Raw genomic sequence first — 16,033 nt, forward strand, 5'->3', positions numbered from 1 at the left:
ATCCGGCCTCGGCTTGCCAGGCATGTCGCCATGGCGCTGCGTCGGCAGAAGCGCAGCACGCTGTTCATCGTCATTGGCGCGCGCTGCGTCGAGGCCGGCGTGCACGCAGGCGGTCAATGGCGCAAGGGCAGCCTGCAGCAAGTGCCGCTTGATCTGACACAAGGCGTTAATGCGCCGATCGCTGCCTTGGCCCAGATGGAGCTGGCGCTGACGCGCTGGCAGGAGACGCAGACTGGCGAAGCCGGACTCCAGTTGGCCGATGTGCGCGTGCTGGTCGCCGACATCTGGCTCTCCGCTGCGAGTTTGCCCTGGAGCGACATGTTCAAGCGCGCCAATACTACCGCGGCATTCGCTCGCGGTCAGCTGGAAGCAGCGGGCTTCGAGCTCAGCGCTGCCGATACCGTCAAGCTGGACGATGCGCCGTATGGCGCACCGCGCCTGACGCTTGCCTATCCTACGTTGTTGTTGGCGGCGCTCTCCAGCTTGACGACAACATTGCGCACTGAGCTGAGCTCGCTGCTACCTTTCAGCGTGGCGGCCTGGGAAATCGCTCCGCGCCTGCAACGCGGTAAAGCGGATGCGCTGGTGGTGCTGGACAGTGGCTGGCTGTTGACTGTGCTGGGTGCGGATCGTATTACCGAGATCAATGCCCGTCCTCAAGTAGATGGCCAAACTGACCTCGGCGGCTTGCGCGAGCATATAGAACGGCTGCGTTTGCGCGATCCACATTTTTCCCAGGTAGCGCGGGTAGCCGTGCTCGACTTTCTATCCCCGGATGCGATTATGGCAGCGTCTGACCGTTACCGCGTCGCGCTGCCACCGCAGGCGAGTGCCGTCCAGGTGTCATCCGGTTTGCATCTGGCGATGCTGGCGCGTGGATGCCGGCTTGCGATTGATGCCGCCTCTGCCAGAAATGCCATGACCCTGAAGCAGGGGGCAATTGCCGGTATTGCGATCTTGCTCTGCGGCGCCATGGCGTTCCAGACCTGGAAAATGCACGACCGGGTCCGGCAACTGCAGTACCAGCTGGAGACAGTGCAAGCGGGGCGCAAGCCGCCTCCAGCAGTAGTCAATTGGAGCCGCGATGAGATAAGCCGCGTACAAGCGGTCAATCTGGCGGTGCGCGAGCTGAATTTACCGATCTCGACCTTGCTGCGCGCTCTACAGCCGCCGGTAGATATCCTGGTTGGCGTGCTGAACGTGGAAGTCATGGGCAGCTCGCCCGCCAGCGCGGACGGTGGTTCCGGTGTCAAGATCATGGCTGAAGCGCATAGCGGCGACGACATGGCGCGCTACGTCGCCTTTGTCACCGAGCGCCGGCCTTTTACCGGGGCTTATCTGGCGCGCCATGAAATTGTCGAAACCTCGCCGGAACGCCCTTATCGCTTTACGGTGGAGGCGCTATGGACGGAGTGAAACTGCAATGGCTGCAGCGCCTGCCAGACCAGATGAGCTGGGAGTCTAAGCGTGCTGCCAGCCTGTTCATGCGACGTTGCGGCTGGTCTGGCCTAGTGTTGCTGGTAGCGGCTGCGTCCTGCATCGCCGCCTGGCAGATCAAACGGCAGCAGGTCGGTGAGCTGGTACGTGCCAATACCGAGCTGCTTGCCGCGCGTCATACCCAACAGCAGCTGTCATCGCAGCCGCTGGCCGGAAACAACTCGAACGGCCGCAGCCGGCTCAAGGATTTCGAGGATTTCCTGCTGCCGCATGAGGATATTCCCATGGTGGTGCAAGAGTTGCTCAAGTTGGCGGAGGCCGAACAATTGGTGATTACCCGCGGTGAGTACCGGCCGCAGGTTGACCAGCAAGGGCAGTTCCTGCGTTACCGCATGACTTTACCCGTCAAGGGCGATGCCCAGGCGATCTATCGTTTCCTGCAAAGCGCTTTGCGCGCGCAAAAAGCTCTGGCGCTGGAAAGCGTGCAATTCAAGCGTGAGCGCATCGAGGCGACCGTGGTGGAGGCGCGCATCCAGTGGGTGCTGTTGACGCGCTTGCCGACGGACAGCGGCAGCCGCGGCGCCCATGCGGCAGTGGGAGAACTCTGATGAAATTCAATAAAGGCAGGGTGATACTCGGCGTGAGCTTGTTGGCGACGGTGCTGGCGGTAATTTTTGCGCCGGCACCGGGTAACGACGGCGTTGCCTTGGCGGCGCGCAAGGCCGGCAGCGCAGTCTCCGCGGCTCAACCGCAGCAAATCAAGAAGTCCAGCGCGATCGATGTTTTACGGATTCGTCCGCGCGACGTTGATGAAGACGACGATGGCGCCAAGGTCTTTGCCTCGACCCAGTGGACCCCAGCCATACCCAAGACTACGGTGGGGCCTGCGAATGCCGCACCGCCAGTTTCGGCGGAAGCGCAACTGCCGCCGCTGCCGTTCAAATTGCTCGGCCGCTACCAGGAAGACGGCCAGGACCTGGTGTTCCTGCAATTCAATGATCAAAACCTGGTCGTGCGCGTAGGCGACACAATTGCCGATCACTACAAGGTGCAAAGCTTGAAAGGTCCCTTGCTGACCTTGTTGTACACCCCGCTGAACCAGCCGCAGACGATGGATGTCGGTGTCCTGGCCGACGAGCCGAACTGAGAAGAATATGAAGACTGCAGCAACACCAACCTATGCGCCTGAATTGGCCCGGCACATCCAGCAAGCACGGCTGCCCAAGCTACTCTCCCTAGTGCTGATGGGCGTGCTGGTGAGCGGCTGCGCCGGTACCCGTGAATTCCGCGAAGGTAATGCCATGCTGGCTGAGGGTAAAGTCGAGCCTGGACTGGCAAAGCTGGAAGAAGCGGTCAAGCTGGCGCCGAAAAATGCCGAATACCGGATCGCGCTGTCTAGCCGCCGTTCCTCGATCATCAATCAGCTGGTCGCACTCGGCGAAAATGCGCGGCGCGAAGGGCGTTTGGCGGAGGCGGAAAAGAACTACCGCCAAGCGCTGAACCTGGATCAGAACAATGCCATGGCGCGCCAGGGCATCGAAGCCCTGGTGATGGAACGCCGTCATCGGCTGGTGCTGGCGGAAGGCGAGGCGCTGTTCAAGAAAGGCGGCCGCAGCGATCTGGTCGAAGCGCTGGAAAAGCTGCGTCCGGTGCTGTCGGAGAATCCCAATCAAAAAGACGCACTGAATCTGAAGTCGCGCATCGACGAAGCACGAGCCAAGGCGGCCAAGCCGGACGCCAAGCTGGCGGCCGCGTACATGAAGCCGATTACGCTGGAATTCCGCGATGCGCCTCTGCGCACGGTCTTTGAGGTGATCGCCAAGGTCTCCGGCCTGAATTTTTTCTTTGACAAGGATATGCGGCCTGACTTGAAGGCCTCGATCCTGGTGAAAAACACCTCGATGGCGGATGTGGTGCGGCTGCTGCTGGTCACCAATCAGCTGGAACAAAAGGTGTTGAATGAAAATTCGATCCTGATCTATCCCAGTACGCCGCAGAAGCTCAAGGATTACCAGACGCTGGCGGTACGCACCTTCTATCTGACCAATGCCGATGTCAAGGCGGTTTCGAATACCATCAAGACCATCGTCAAGACCAAGGACATGGTGATCGACGAACGGTTAGGCCTGATCATTCTGCGCGATACGCCCGAGGCGATCCGCATGGCGGAACGCATTGTCGCTTTGCAGGATCTGAGCGATCCGGAAGTGATGCTGGAAGTCGAAATCATGGAAATCAAACGCTCGCGCCTGATGGAGCTGGGTGTCCAGTTGCCGAGCCAGCTGACCTTGTCGCCATTACAGATCGGCGGCGTGCCGCTGACCCTGGACGATTTGAAGCATCTGACGGCGCAAACCACCCAGGCCACAATCGGCAGCATGGTGATCAACGCCCGCAAGGAAGACCAGGACGGCAATATCCTCGCCAATCCGCGCATCCGGGTGCGTAACAAGGAAAAAGCCAAGGTGCTGATCGGCGACCGCGTGCCGGTGATCACGACGACCTCGACCTCGACCGGCTTTGTGTCGGAATCGGTCAATTATGTCGACGTCGGACTGAAGCTGGAAGTGGAGCCGACCATTTATCTGGATGAAGAGGTGGCGATCAAGGTCAACCTGGAAGTGTCTAGCATTGTGCGCGAGATCTTGAGCAAGGCCGGCACCTTGTCGTATCAGATCGGCACCCGCGGCGCCAATACCGTGCTACGCCTGAAGGATGGCGAAACCCAGGTGCTGGCCGGCCTGATCAACGACGAAGACCGCTCCACCGCCAACAAGGTGCCTGCGCTGGGAGAGTTGCCGCTGGTCGGCCGCCTGTTTGGCAGCCAGAAAGATGATACTCAACGTAGTGAAATCCTGTTGTCGATCACGCCACGCGTAGTGCGTTCGATCCGGCGGCCTGATTTGCTGGCGGCTGAGTTCGAATCCGGTACCGAAAGCAGCATCGGCGCTGAGTCGATGCGTTTCAATACCCTTGAAGCTACGGACAGCGGAGCGAAGGCGGCAATAGCTGCACCAATTACAGCGCCTGCAGCTGCCGCTGCCGTTGCTCCTGCAGCCAGCCCGATGCCGGCTGCAGCACTTCCTGCGCCTGCCGCGAGCGCTGCTCCCGCCGCCGCGGCCGGTGGTCCGATGAGCCTGAACTGGCAAGCGCCGACCCAAGTCAAGGTCGGCGAGCAATTCAGCGCGGTGTTACGCGTGAGTAGCCAGGGCGCGGTGCGTGGTATGCCGATGCTAATAGGTTTTGACCCGCAATTGTTGCAGGTGGTGAATGTGCAGGAAGGAGATTTTTTCAAGCAAAGCGGCGGCGCCACCAATTTCAGCCATCGCATTGATCCTGCCCAAGGCAAGGTATTCGTCGCTGCCGTACGGCAGAATGCCAGCGGCAGCGATGCCGGCGTCAACGGCAACGGGGCGCTGGTGACGGTCAATTTCAAGGCGCTGAAGTCCACCGCGACAGCCGCCGCCAAACTGCAGCTGCTGTCGGCAAACCCTGAACCGACCTCTGCTGCACCCCTGGCCATGCCGCCGGAACAACTGGTGCAGATCGTACCGTGAACACCCCAGCCTGCCGCCGGTTTGCTGCTCGAGGCGGCTTCACCTTTATCGAACTGATGATGACGCTTGCCATCATGGGCGTGCTGGTGTTGGTCGCGGTGCCGATGGCGCAGATCAGCTTGCAGCGCGATAAGGAGCATGAACTGCGGCGCGCCCTGATCCAGATACGCGAAGGACTGGATGCCTACAAGCGGGCCGCCGACCAGGGGAGGATTGTGGTCAAGATCGGCGAGTCCGGTTATCCGAAGAAGCTGGATGAACTGGTGGAGGGCGTGCCGGACCAGCGTAGCCCGTCACGCCAGAACCTGTATTTCTTGCGCAGCCTGCCGCCGGACCCGATGTACCAGGGCGCAACGGCAAAGCCGGCCGAAACCTGGGGCCTGCGCAGCTATGCTTCGCCGCCGGACGATCCAAACGAAGGCGACGACGTTTTCGACGTCTATTCAAAATCAGAAAAGCAAGGATTGAATGGTGTCTCATACAGACAATGGTAGAGCGTTGTCGGCGCGCTGCGAACGGGGCTTTACGCTGATTGAAATGTTGGTAGTGATGGCGATCGTTGCCTTGCTGTTGACTATCGCGTTGCCGCGCTATTTCGGTTCGCTCAACAAGTCCAAGGACGTCGCCCTGCAAGAAAACCTGCAGGTGCTGCGTGTGACCCTGGACAAGTTTTATGCTGATAAAGGGCACTATCCGGATACGCTGGACGAGCTGGTGCAGCAGAAATATTTGCGGGCGGTGCCGGTCGATCCGGTCACTGACTTGAATTCAAGCTGGATACTGATTCCGCCGCGCGATGCCGAGGTCAAGGGCATCGCGGATGTAAAGAGCGGTGCCAGCGGCCAGGCCTATGACGGCAGGCAGTATGAATCGTTCTAAGTCTGGCGCAGAGGGCGGCTTCGCCTATCTCTGGGTGCTTGCGGTGGTGGCGCTGATGGGGTTGAGCCTGACGCTGGGAGCTGACATTTATACGACCTCGGTCACGCGCGACAAGGAGGCCGAGCTGTTGGCCATCGGCAGGCAGTTCCGGATAGCCATAGGGCGCTACTATGAAAGCCAGGCCGGAGGTGCGTCGGCGTCCGTCGGCAGTCTTGGCAATGCGGGGCAGACGAATCCAGCCGGCGCTGTGCAAGCCGCGAGCGGCCGCGTTTATCCTGCCAGCCTGGAGGATTTGCTGAAGGATAATCGCAGCCCCGGCCTCAGGCGCCATCTGCGCAAGATTTTCATCGACCCGATGACCGGCGGTACGGAGTGGGGCCTGGTGCGAGTGGGCGGGCGCATCGTCGGCGTGCATTCGACATCTGTATTGATGCCGATCAAGCAAGACCGTTTCGAAGCCGATGACATGACCTTCCGCGGCAAGGAAAAATATAGCGACTGGGTTTTTACCTATCCTGCTGACCTGTTGTTGCGCGGCGATCTTGAGGGTGCCGGCGGTGGCAAGGAGCTCAAGGCTGTTAGCCTCGATCAGCCCATTGGCGCGCCAGTCTTGCCTGCGGCAGTCCCGAATCAAGCGCCAATCAATAGCAATCAATATCAAATGGAGCGCAAATGAAGCCATTTTCGAAGTTGCCGCCCGCCGCTTGCTGTATGTATGTTGTGGCGATCCTGTTATTCAGCCCCGCTGCGACCGTCGCGGCGCAGCCTGCCGATGGCATGCCTGAGGCCTTGAAGAATATCAAGCAGGCCGGCAGCATGTGCATGCGCACCGATGCGCTGCCGGCCAAATCTGCCTCAGGCACGATAGTCGCGGAGCGGCAGCCGGATATGTCTTGCGCGATCGGCGCTGCCGAGCTGCTGCCGCAGCTTGGTCATACGGAAACTACGTTGGTCGATACGCGTTTGCCCGCCGAATATTCGGCCTACCGCATTGCGGAGACTCTCAATATGAGCGTTTCCGAATTGCGCACCAAGCCGTTTTTGCATAGTAAGAACGTAGTCCTGATCGGCAATGGCAAGGCTGAACGAGAGCTTTATGCTGCCTGCGCAACGCTTAAGGCAGAGGGTTTCAAGCAGGTCAGGGTGCTGCGCGGCGGCATGCCGGTATGGCTGTCGGCGCGCCATGCCGTCTTGGGGAAGCCTGCAGATGTAATGGAGTATACCCACCTGGATTCATCTGAGTTGTGGGGCGAGAGTCAGTTCGATGCCAATCTGGTGTTGCTGGTGCGTGGCCAGGCTGCCATGCAACAGCAGTTGTCGGCCCAGGCAATTCCGGAAGCAAACGCGGCAGAGATCAAACGCGCGCTTGAGCAACGCCGCAGGCAAGGCGGAAAATCTCCTCTGGCCGCTGTCGTGGTGGCGAGCGCGGTCAGCCTGACGGCCGACGCTATCCAGAAATTGCGCGAAGCGGCGCTGCCGACACCCTTGTTGTTTTATTCCGGCAGCGTCGACGTCTATTTGCGTCAGGTCGCCCAGCAAAAGGCGATATGGCTGGCGCAAGCCAACGGCCCGAAGCAGCTTGGCTGCGGCTTGTAGCGGCCGAGCAATGACGAATTTGAAACGACGGTCCTGGCTGCGCCATTCCGGCGGCATGCTGACGGCAGCATTGATGCCGTGCGCAGCTTCCGCGCAGCAAGCGGTGCGCCGCCAGTTGCGTTTTTCCATCGTGTTGTCTAATCCACATCCAAGCGAGCTGCGCGACCAGCAGTTATGGCTGTACCTGCCCGCCAGCGAAAGCCCGATCCAGCAAATTGACAGCGTCAGCGTATCTGCGAAGCACAACATGTTGTCCGATGCGCTCGGGCACAATATTCTACAGCTCAGTTTTACACGCATTGCGCCGCTTGCGACCAAGGTCGTCAGCATTGCTGTGGACGTGCTGCTGCATGACGCCAGCGAACCCGCGCCATTGAAGGATTTTCGTGATTGGCTGACGACCGAGCGCTATATAGAAACCTCGGACGCGCACATACAAGCCTTGGCTGCACAACTCCGGCAACCGACGGCACAATCCAGCGGACGCGCGATCTACGAATGGCTGCGCCAGAACATGCACTATGCCGGCTATATAGCCGACGACCTGGGGGCGTTATATGCGGTGACGCAGCGTAGCGGCGACTGCACCGAGTACGCTTATCTGGCGGTGGCTCTGGCGCGTGCTAACGGCATTCCTGCGCGCATGGTCGGCGGCTACGTCACTGATCGCAACATTGCACCACGGGCGGAGGACTATCACAACTGGGCAGAACTGCATATCGACGGCGCCTGGCGCTTGCTGGATGCGCAGAAGGAACACTGGCTGACTCCGGCGCAGCAGTACATCGCTTTCCGTTTTTATCGTGACAAGATCACAAATCCAGTTGGTTTGGCGCATCGCTTTCATAGCAATGGCGAATTGCAGATCAGGTTGTAGCGCAGCTAGCCTATATCGGTTGCACCGGAAGCATCCAGCCTTCCGTGATCCTGAGCGAGGTCGCTTTAGTGTTGTTTAGTGCACTTGCCTATGCGGTTCGCCTGCAGTAATGCTGTTTTTAGCCTGTTTAAGCCGCGAACGCTCGCGTCGCCAAGACCTTGAGATGATCGCGCACATCCGGCGTCCATGCCTCAATCAGCAACTCGAATCCAGCCAGGTCGCCAGCAAACAAAGCCCGTGCCGCTTCCTCGAAATTCACACTGTTGCCTGCCATCGCCGACATGAAGCGATAGGCGTATTCCTGGGCGCGGCGCAGCTGATCGCGTTGTTCGCTATGGCGGCGCGCATCTTCTACCAGTTTGCGCAAGGCCACCGAGGCGCCGCCGGCCTGTGCGTTGAGCCAGTCCCAGTGACGGGGCAGCAGCGTCACTTCGCGGCCGACGACGCCCAGTTTGGGGCGGCCCGGGCCGCGCGCGGGTTCATGGCTATCGGGGTTTTCTTCAGATGCGGTGGAGGCAGCGTCGTCGGCAGCCAGGCGCTGCAGCACTTGCTCGGCGCTGCCGCGGAAATCCACTTCGACCTGCTCGCTGGTGAGGTCGTCGAAAATCAGGATGGTCGCGTTGTCGTTGCGGTCCAGCAGTTCCTTGGCTTTCAGGGCCACCAGCGCGAGCTGGCCGGCGGCGATGCGGTGCGCTCCGGCGAAGGCGATTACCGGGTTGGTCGATGTACTCATGGCGGATTGTTTCTAGTGAGTTAAGTGAGTGATTAAATATTACCCGGGCTTAACTGGCGTGTCAATATTACCTTGGTAAAAATAGCGGTAGATTGAATGAAAATATGTTTTTTGGACAAACCGGTAGAATGCCGGACCTAGGCATCACCACTCCGCACAATGGAATTTACCCTCATCACTTTGCTGAACGGACTCAGTTACGGCTTGCTGCTGTTCCTGCTGTCGTCCGGATTGACCCTGATCTTCAGCATGCTGGGCGTGCTGAACTTTGCGCATGCCAGTTTCTACATGCTGGGCGCTTATTTTGCCTACGCGATTAGCATCCAGCTGGGATTCTGGCCTGCGTTGCTGCTGGCGCCGCTATTGGTCGGCTTGCTGGGGGCGCTGGTGGAGCGCTTCGGCTTGCGCCATGTGCGGCGTCATGGCCAGGTTGCGGAGCTGCTGTTTACTTTTGGCCTGTCCTACGTGATAGTTGAACTGGTCCAACTTGCCTGGGGTAAATCGGCAATGCCGTACGCGATTCCGGCGCAACTTGATGGTCCGTTGTTTACCTTGTATTCCACGGCGTTTCCGATGTATCGCGGTTTCATGATGTTGCTGGCGTTGCTGACATTACTCACGGCGAGCTGGCTGTTGAAGCGTTCCCGCATCGGCTTGCTGATCCAGGCGGCGCTGACGCACCCGCAGATGCTGGAAGCGCTCGGACACAATGTGCCAAGGATATTTACGCTGGTGTTTGCGGCCGGTTGCGCGCTGGCCGGCCTGGCCGGTGTAGTGGGCGGCAATGCGTTCGTCACCGAACCGGGCATGGCGGCCGGGGTTGGCAGCATCATTTTCGTGGTGGTGGTGGTCGGCGGCCTGGGTTCGTTGGCGGGGGCATTCATCGCATCGCTGCTGATCGGGATCCTGCAAACCTACGCAGTGGCGCTTGACGTTTCCTTGTTGAGCGGCCTGGCGCGTTGGGGAATCCAGGTCAGCCCGGAAGCCATAGGCTATCCCTTGTTGCGACTGACGCTGGCGCAGGTCGCTCCGGTCTTTCCTTATCTGTTGCTGGTGCTGGTCATGCTGCTGCGTCCGCGCGGCTTGCTCGGCAGGCGCGACTGAAGGCGAATCAATGACACTTTCTTCCTTGCGTAGTAAATCGGTCTGGCCGGGCTTTGCCTTGATATTGATCGTGGCACCCTTGGTGTTTGCACAAAGCGCGGCGCTATCGATCCTCTCGCAATGCGGCTGCATGATGATCCTGGCGCTTTCCTTCAATATGCTGCTGGGGCAGAGTGGTATGCTGTCTTTTGGCCACGCTGTGTATGCGGGCCTGGCTGCATTCGTCAGTGTGCATGTGATGAACTCGCTGGCCGGCGGCAGCGCGGCTGCATTGTTGCTTGTCCCGCTTGTGGGCGGTATTGCCGGCATGCTGGCTGGCGCTGCGTTCGGTTTTGTCACCACGCGCAGATCAGGCACAGCTTTGTCGATGATCAGCCTGGCGCTGGTGGAACTGATTGCTGCCGGCGTCTTGATGTTTCCAGGCTGGTTTGGCGGCGAGAGCGGCGTCAACACGGATCGCGTACTGGGTGCGCCATTCATCGGCATCGATTTTGCCTCTCAGTTGCAGGTCTACTATTTGATCGCTTTCTGGCTATTCGTATGCGCTGCCGCCATGTATGCGCTAACGCAAACTCCGCTGGGACGTATCGCCAATGCCGTGCGCGACAATCCCGAGCGTGCCGCCTTCATCGGCCATGATCCGCGCCGCGTGCGTTATCTGATGTTCATGCTGTCGGCATTCTTTGCCGGCATTGGCGGCGCGCTGACAGCGATCAATTTTGAAATCGTCAGCGCCGAAAATCTCAGCTTGTTGCGCTCGGCGCAAATCCTGTTGTTTACCTTTATCGGCGGTATCGGCTATTTTTTCGGGCCGATGATAGGTGCGGTGGTCGGCGTGCTTTTTTCTTCTTTACTCTCGACCTATACCCGCGGCTGGCAGTTGTATCTCGGTTTGCTGTTCGTGATGATCGTACTGTTTGCGCCGGGTGGCATTGCCGGGATCTGGGGGCGGCTGGCTGAACGCCGTCGGGGCATTGGCATGGCGTCATTAATACGCTTGGCGGGCTTGCTGCTGCTTGCAGGCGTGGCCGTGTTTCTGATTGAAATGTTGTATCGACGCGCGGCGGTCCAGTGAGCGATCAACATCAGCCTCATGTCCTGGAATTGCGAAACCTGCATAAGCGGTTCGGCGGCGCGCACATTATCAATGGTGCAGATTTACAGCTACGGCAGGGCGAAAGGCTCGCCTTGATCGGCCCCAACGGCGCTGGAAAATCGACACTGTTCAACCTGATATCGGGTGGCGCTGCCGCCAGCAGCGGCGAGATACTGTTGCGGGGGCTGCAAATCGGCGGTATGAGTCCGTTCCAGATCAGCCGGCTGGGGCTGGCGCGGAGTTTTCAGATCACTAATATTTTCCCGCGCCTGAGCGTTGCGGACAATTTGCGCGCAGCAGTATTGTCAGCGCACGGAGATCGCTATGTCTTTTGGCGACGCCTGTCCAGCCTGCGCCTGGTGAATCTGCGTACCCAAGAGCTGTTGGAGCAATGTGGGCTGCAAGCCAGCAGCGGCATGCTTGCCGGAGACCTTAGTTATGCCGATCAGCGTGCGCTGGAAATCGGCATCACGATCGCCGGTGATGCCGGCCTGATCTTGCTGGATGAACCAACGGCCGGCATGAGCCGCGATGAAGCTGCCGCTGCTGCCGATTTGATCCGGCGCGTCAGCGTTGGCAAGACCTTGCTGATGATCGAGCACGACATGGATGTGGTGTTCGGTCTGGTGGACCGCATTGCGGTGCTGGTGGATGGACGGATTATCGCCTGCGATACGCCTGCGGCGATTCGCAATAATCGTGTGGTGCAGGCTGCCTATCTCGGCAGCATGGGAGCGGAGCAGCCATGAACGCCTTGCTTGAAATTCGTGGCCTGCATGCATTTTACGACCAAAGCCATGTACTCCATGGCGTCGACCTTGAGGTCCGGTCAGGTGAAATCGTCAGCTTGTTGGGGCGCAATGGTGTCGGCCGTTCGACAATGCTTAAGGCAATCATGGGCATGTTGCGCAGCAACGGTTCGGTGCGGCTTGGCGGCGTCGAGCTGGCAGGCATGAAAACTTTCCAGGTCGCCAGGCAAGGCATGGCTTACGTACCGGAAGAACGAGCGATCTTTCCGACGTTGACGGTGCAGCAGAATCTGCTGTTGGGGCAGAAAGAGTCAAAACCGGCAGCGCTGGATGAAGCATGGAGCCTGATGCCGCGGCTGGCAGAGCGCAAGCACGTTGCGGCGGGCCTGTTGTCCGGCGGCGAGCAGCAAATGCTCAGCCTGTGCCGTAGTTTGATGGGTAAGCCGCGCCTGATCATGGTGGATGAGCCGACCGAAGGGCTGGCGTCGGAGATGGTCAGGGCGGTTGCAAAGCATCTGCTGGCTTTGCGCACGCAGGGTTTGGGCGTGCTGTTGGTCGAACAAAAACTCAGCATCGCGCTCGATATTTCTGACCGGGTACTTGTGATGGGGCATGGCCGGATCGTGTTTGCCGGGACGCCGGCCGAATTGCGCGCCAATCCGGCAGTGCGGCAGAAATGGCTGGAAGTCTGATGCAACCTGTCGATTACCAGTAGTCTTCCGTCACAAACTGTCCTGGCACCGCCCGCCGGCAAGGGCGCAAGCCGCGCTGGTGAAGGATTTCCCTGGTTTCGGTAATCATCTCCGGATTGCCGCACATCATGACGCGCGATGCTTCTACCGTGATCGGCAGGCCTGCCGCAGCCTCCAGTGCGCCGCTGGTTAGAAGGGTGGTGATGCGGCCTTGCAGATCGCCCGCAACGGCTTTCGCGTCGCGGGTGGTGGCGCGTATCAATTGCAGGCGTGCGCCGCCGGCAGCCAGTTCCGGTCGCAACGGCAATGTCGACAGCAGATCCTGATATGCCAGCTCTTCAGCATTCCTGACGCAATGCACCAGGATCAGGTTACGAAATTTCTGCCACACCATCGGGTCCTGCAAGATCGAGATGAACGGGCCAAGCCCCGTGCCGGTGGCTAGCATCCACAGGTCATCGCCATCGACAAAGCGGTCGGCGGTCATGAAGCCGTAGCTGAATTTTTCGACTAGCACGGGATCGCCTGGCTTGAGATGCTTGAGCTGTTCGGTGAAAAGGCCGCCGGGAACCTGCACCAGAAAATATTCCAACTCATTTTCAGTGGCGGCGGACGTCACCGAATAGGCGCGCCACAACGTTTCCTCGCCGACCGTTACGCCCAGCCGGGCGAATTGTCCCGGCGTGAACTGGTAGCCAGCCGGGCGCGTGGTGCGAAATGAAAACAGCTTATCGGTCCAGTTGTGTACGCTGGTGACGGTTTCGGTGCTGGCTTTAAGAGGCGAGACCGTAGGCTTGGGAGGTGTGCTGCTCATGACAAAGGTTCCCGCAGTGGTGTATCACGTTGTTCATTACGAGGCGTAGCGATTGCCGCGGTTTTTAAGCGCAAGGCTTGCCGTATCGTGAAAAACGCAAGCAAAGGCGCTATAGAAAAGCAGATGAATAGCCATTGTGCCCCATTTAGCGCGCCAGGTAAGCCGCCGGGTTGGGCAAGCCCCGCCAGCGAGGTCACCATGCCGGCCAGGGCGGCGCCGATAGCGGTCGCAAACAGCTGTACGGTAGTGATCGAATAAGCGGCGAGGTTGCCTTCGTCAGCATCGGCGCTGCTGAGTATTTTCGCCATCAGATGTGGCGCGCCCATGCCGATGCCAAAGCCGACCATCAGCAGTGCAATGCACAACGGCAGCAGGCCGTATTGCTGCAATAGCGCTACCGAAGGCAGCATTAACGCCAGGGATAGCAGGGCGGCAACCACCACCACAGGTCCGGCGCGCATGACGAACCGGGCACGCGTGCCGCTGTAGCTGGAGAACAGCAGGGCGGCCAGGGTCCAGCCGCAGGACATGATTCCGGTCAGGTAGCCGGCCAGCAGCGGTGAATGACCCTGGATGACTTGCAGGAAGTAAGGGACATAGATTTCTGTGGTGAGCGCAAGAATCATCAATATCATGGAGACATACAGCGCGCCCATCCTGTTGCCAAGGGAAAATGCGCCGGTCGGCAACAGGCGTGGGCCGTCGCGCTGCTCCATCCAGCCGATCAGCGCGACCAGGCAGATCCCCAGCAGGATGCCGCCCATATTCAGCCACGCGCTGCTGAACAGGCTGGCTGCGGATACCGACATCACTGCGGCGGCCAGCAGAAATATTTTAAGCAGGGGAATGGCGCCAGGACTGTCGTCGCTGCGTTCTTCTTTGGGAATTTTCAGGGTAAATTGCACCAGTAGCGCCAATCCGATCGCCGCTGGCAACAGGGCCCAGAAGGCGCCGCGCCAGCTACCGGCCTGCGCGAACATGCCGCCGATGGCCGGACCCGATAACGTGGAAATCCCCCACATGCCCGACATTAGCGCCATCGCCCGCGACCACAGCGGCGGCGCAAACACCAGGCGCACCATGGCGTACGACAGCGCCACCAGCACGCCGCCGCCGAAGCCCTGGATGGTGCGCGCCAGCAGCAACCACACCATATGCGGCGCCAGCGCACAGCCGGCCGAGCCGATGGAAAACACCAGCAAGGCAAGCAGGCATGCAGAGCGATAGCCGATCCATTCCACCAGCCGTGACGCCAGGCCGGCTGCGATGATCGAGGCCACTACAAACAGCGAAGTGGCCCACGCATAGTATTCAAGGCCACCGATATCCTTGACCACCGACGGCAGGATGGTGGTGACGATATACACATTGGTGGCATGCATGCCGATGCCGCCCGCCAGGGTCAGGGAGCGCAAGGCGTTCTTCCCGGAGAGCAGGTCGGCCCAGCTGGCCGGTGGCGAATCGGTGTTGGTAGCGCTGGGAGAAAGCGACATGGTCAAATTTGTCCTGATTGATGCTGATAAGTTGAAAGGGCAGCTTTCGTCAGATCGGCGACGCACCGATCCGACAGGCTGCGCCACGTTAGCCTGGCTGTGCCCAGCCGTTTGTCACGTCTTGTGCGGCGTTAGCGCTGTTTAGAAACCGCCGGTAAATTGATAGCGCGAACCCGGATGCCACAAGGTGACTGAAGTCGCCACGGTATCGTGAACCCAGGTTCGCCGCGACAGCAGCAGACAGGGTTCGCCTGCCTCCATCTGCAGTTGCTTGCGCATCGCGGCCTCTGGCATTTTTGATTCAATGCTGTATTCGGCCCTGTCCAGCGGCGCAATCTGCACCATGTAGTGATTCGGCGTCACCAGATGGAAATCCTGTTGCAGGTAGTCGGGAAACAGCTGAGGATTTGTGTAGCGGTCTTCCAATTGGATCGGAATGTCGTCGGCAAAATGCACAATCACCGAATGAAACGCGGGCCCCGATTCCAGCCCAAGCGCCTTCTGTGCGACCGGCGTGGCGCTGGCCTCCAGGGTCAGCACCTGGCTGCGATAGCGGTGGCCGCGCGCGACCAGTTCATCATCGATACTGCGTATTTCCACCAGTGTAGACTGGTATTTTCCTGGAGCGACGTAGGTGCCCGAGCCTTGTATACGAACCAGCTGCTGGTTGTCGGTCAGTTCGCGCAGGGCGCGATTGACGGTCATGCGCGACAGGCCGAATTGCGCCATCAGTTCGCGCTCTGAAGGGATCAGGTCGCCCGGCTTCCACTCGCCGCTGCGGATTTGCTGCAAAACGTGGTCTTTTACCTGCTGGAATGCGGGAATTGCTTTTTTGTCTAACGTGCCATGCATATGCCGGCTCCTACTTAATAAAATTCATCACGGATACTACCTCAGTTGCCAACCAGCCAAGTATGCAAGTTCAAGTGGACTTGAAGTCAACACATTTCTTACAGATTAACGGATCCGGCCTGATTCGGGGTGGCAAAAGGCTTCTACCGTATAT

General features: G+C 59.5%; 17 protein-coding genes. 13 read left to right on the forward strand and 4 right to left on the reverse strand.

Annotated elements, in window-relative coordinates; translation table 11 throughout:
- The first annotated feature begins 30 nt into the window (after nt 1-30).
- From LT85_RS11100 to LT85_RS25395, 9 genes are read left to right on the forward strand one after another with little or no spacing between them, the layout of a single operon-like run.
- Nucleotides 31-1,416, forward strand: coding sequence for a hypothetical protein (locus tag LT85_RS11100; protein ID WP_038488613.1), 1,386 nt, complete (start codon nt 31-33; stop codon nt 1,414-1,416).
- Entirely contained in the window at nt 1,404-2,045 is a 642-nt protein-coding gene (locus LT85_RS11105) for a hypothetical protein (protein WP_038488616.1), read from the forward strand. The genes LT85_RS11100 and LT85_RS11105 overlap by 13 nt, the downstream gene beginning before the upstream one ends.
- Nucleotides 2,045-2,584 (forward strand): hypothetical protein, encoded by a 540-nt coding sequence (locus LT85_RS25390; protein WP_052135066.1) that lies wholly within the window; start codon nt 2,045-2,047, stop codon nt 2,582-2,584. The genes LT85_RS11105 and LT85_RS25390 overlap by 1 nt, the downstream gene beginning before the upstream one ends.
- A gap of 7 nt (nt 2,585-2,591) precedes the next feature.
- Nucleotides 2,592-4,994 carry a cohesin domain-containing protein gene (locus LT85_RS11115; protein ID WP_052135067.1) on the forward strand — a complete coding sequence of 801 codons (2,403 nt, stop codon included), beginning with the start codon at nt 2,592-2,594 and terminating at the stop codon, nt 4,992-4,994.
- A 56-nt stretch (nt 4,995-5,050) separates the two neighbouring features.
- Entirely contained in the window at nt 5,051-5,488 is a 438-nt protein-coding gene (locus tag LT85_RS11120) for a type II secretion system protein (protein WP_081992761.1), read from the forward strand.
- On the forward strand, nt 5,463-5,873 hold the full coding sequence (locus LT85_RS11125; protein ID WP_052135068.1) for a type II secretion system protein: 411 nt from the start codon (nt 5,463-5,465) through the stop codon (nt 5,871-5,873). The genes LT85_RS11120 and LT85_RS11125 overlap by 26 nt, the downstream gene beginning before the upstream one ends.
- Complete coding sequence (locus tag LT85_RS11130; protein ID WP_052135069.1) at nt 5,860-6,549, forward strand: type II secretion system GspH family protein; 690 nt, start codon at nt 5,860-5,862, stop codon at nt 6,547-6,549. The genes LT85_RS11125 and LT85_RS11130 overlap by 14 nt, the downstream gene beginning before the upstream one ends.
- Complete coding sequence (locus LT85_RS11135) at nt 6,546-7,469, forward strand: rhodanese-like domain-containing protein (RefSeq protein WP_038488621.1); 924 nt, start codon at nt 6,546-6,548, stop codon at nt 7,467-7,469. Before LT85_RS11130 ends, LT85_RS11135 begins: the two co-directional genes overlap by 4 nt.
- 10 nt (nt 7,470-7,479) lie before the next feature.
- Nucleotides 7,480-8,346, forward strand: coding sequence for a transglutaminase-like domain-containing protein (locus LT85_RS25395; protein WP_052135070.1), 867 nt, complete (start codon nt 7,480-7,482; stop codon nt 8,344-8,346).
- 127 nt (nt 8,347-8,473) lie between these two features.
- Here LT85_RS25395 and LT85_RS11145 read toward each other — a convergent pair whose 3' ends face one another.
- A complete protein-coding gene (locus LT85_RS11145; protein ID WP_038488626.1) occupies nt 8,474-9,079 on the reverse strand; it encodes a DUF2239 family protein in 606 nt (201 codons plus the stop codon).
- Nucleotides 9,080-9,238: 159 nt separating this feature from the next.
- On the opposite strand from LT85_RS11145, the gene LT85_RS11150 reads away from it, so the two are divergent.
- Genes LT85_RS11150 through LT85_RS11165 form a run of 4 tightly spaced genes read left to right on the forward strand, consistent with a single transcriptional unit; the run spans nt 9,239 to nt 12,720 of the window.
- Nucleotides 9,239-10,183 (forward strand): branched-chain amino acid ABC transporter permease, encoded by a 945-nt coding sequence (locus tag LT85_RS11150; protein WP_038488628.1) that lies wholly within the window; start codon nt 9,239-9,241, stop codon nt 10,181-10,183.
- Nucleotides 10,184-10,193: 10 nt separating this feature from the next.
- Complete coding sequence (locus LT85_RS11155) at nt 10,194-11,258, forward strand: branched-chain amino acid ABC transporter permease (RefSeq protein ID WP_052135071.1); 1,065 nt, start codon at nt 10,194-10,196, stop codon at nt 11,256-11,258.
- Nucleotides 11,255-12,028: an ABC transporter ATP-binding protein gene (locus LT85_RS11160; protein ID WP_038488632.1), complete on the forward strand. Its 774-nt coding sequence runs from the start codon at nt 11,255-11,257 to the stop codon at nt 12,026-12,028. The genes LT85_RS11155 and LT85_RS11160 overlap by 4 nt, the downstream gene beginning before the upstream one ends.
- Nucleotides 12,025-12,720 (forward strand): ABC transporter ATP-binding protein, encoded by a 696-nt coding sequence (locus LT85_RS11165; RefSeq protein ID WP_172656971.1) that lies wholly within the window; start codon nt 12,025-12,027, stop codon nt 12,718-12,720. Before LT85_RS11160 ends, LT85_RS11165 begins: the two co-directional genes overlap by 4 nt.
- A gap of 13 nt (nt 12,721-12,733) precedes the next feature.
- On the opposite strand, the gene LT85_RS11170 is transcribed toward LT85_RS11165, so the two are convergent.
- The 3 genes from LT85_RS11170 to hutC form a co-directional block, all read right to left on the reverse strand.
- Nucleotides 12,734-13,534 carry a ferredoxin--NADP reductase gene (locus tag LT85_RS11170; protein ID WP_038488635.1) on the reverse strand — a complete coding sequence of 267 codons (801 nt, stop codon included), beginning with the start codon at nt 13,532-13,534 and terminating at the stop codon, nt 12,734-12,736.
- The gene (locus tag LT85_RS11175) at nt 13,531-15,027 is read right to left on the reverse strand and encodes an MFS transporter (RefSeq protein ID WP_038488638.1); all 1,497 of its coding nucleotides are present in this window, start codon (nt 15,025-15,027) and stop codon (nt 13,531-13,533) included. The genes LT85_RS11170 and LT85_RS11175 overlap by 4 nt, the downstream gene beginning before the upstream one ends.
- Before the next feature lie 141 nt (nt 15,028-15,168).
- Nucleotides 15,169-15,879: a histidine utilization repressor gene (gene hutC, locus LT85_RS11180; protein WP_081992272.1), complete on the reverse strand. Its 711-nt coding sequence runs from the start codon at nt 15,877-15,879 to the stop codon at nt 15,169-15,171.
- Between the last annotated feature and the right edge of the window lie 154 nt (nt 15,880-16,033).

It is taken from the genome of Collimonas arenae (assembly GCF_000786695.1).
Lineage (GTDB): Bacteria > Pseudomonadota > Gammaproteobacteria > Burkholderiales > Burkholderiaceae_D > Collimonas > Collimonas arenae_A.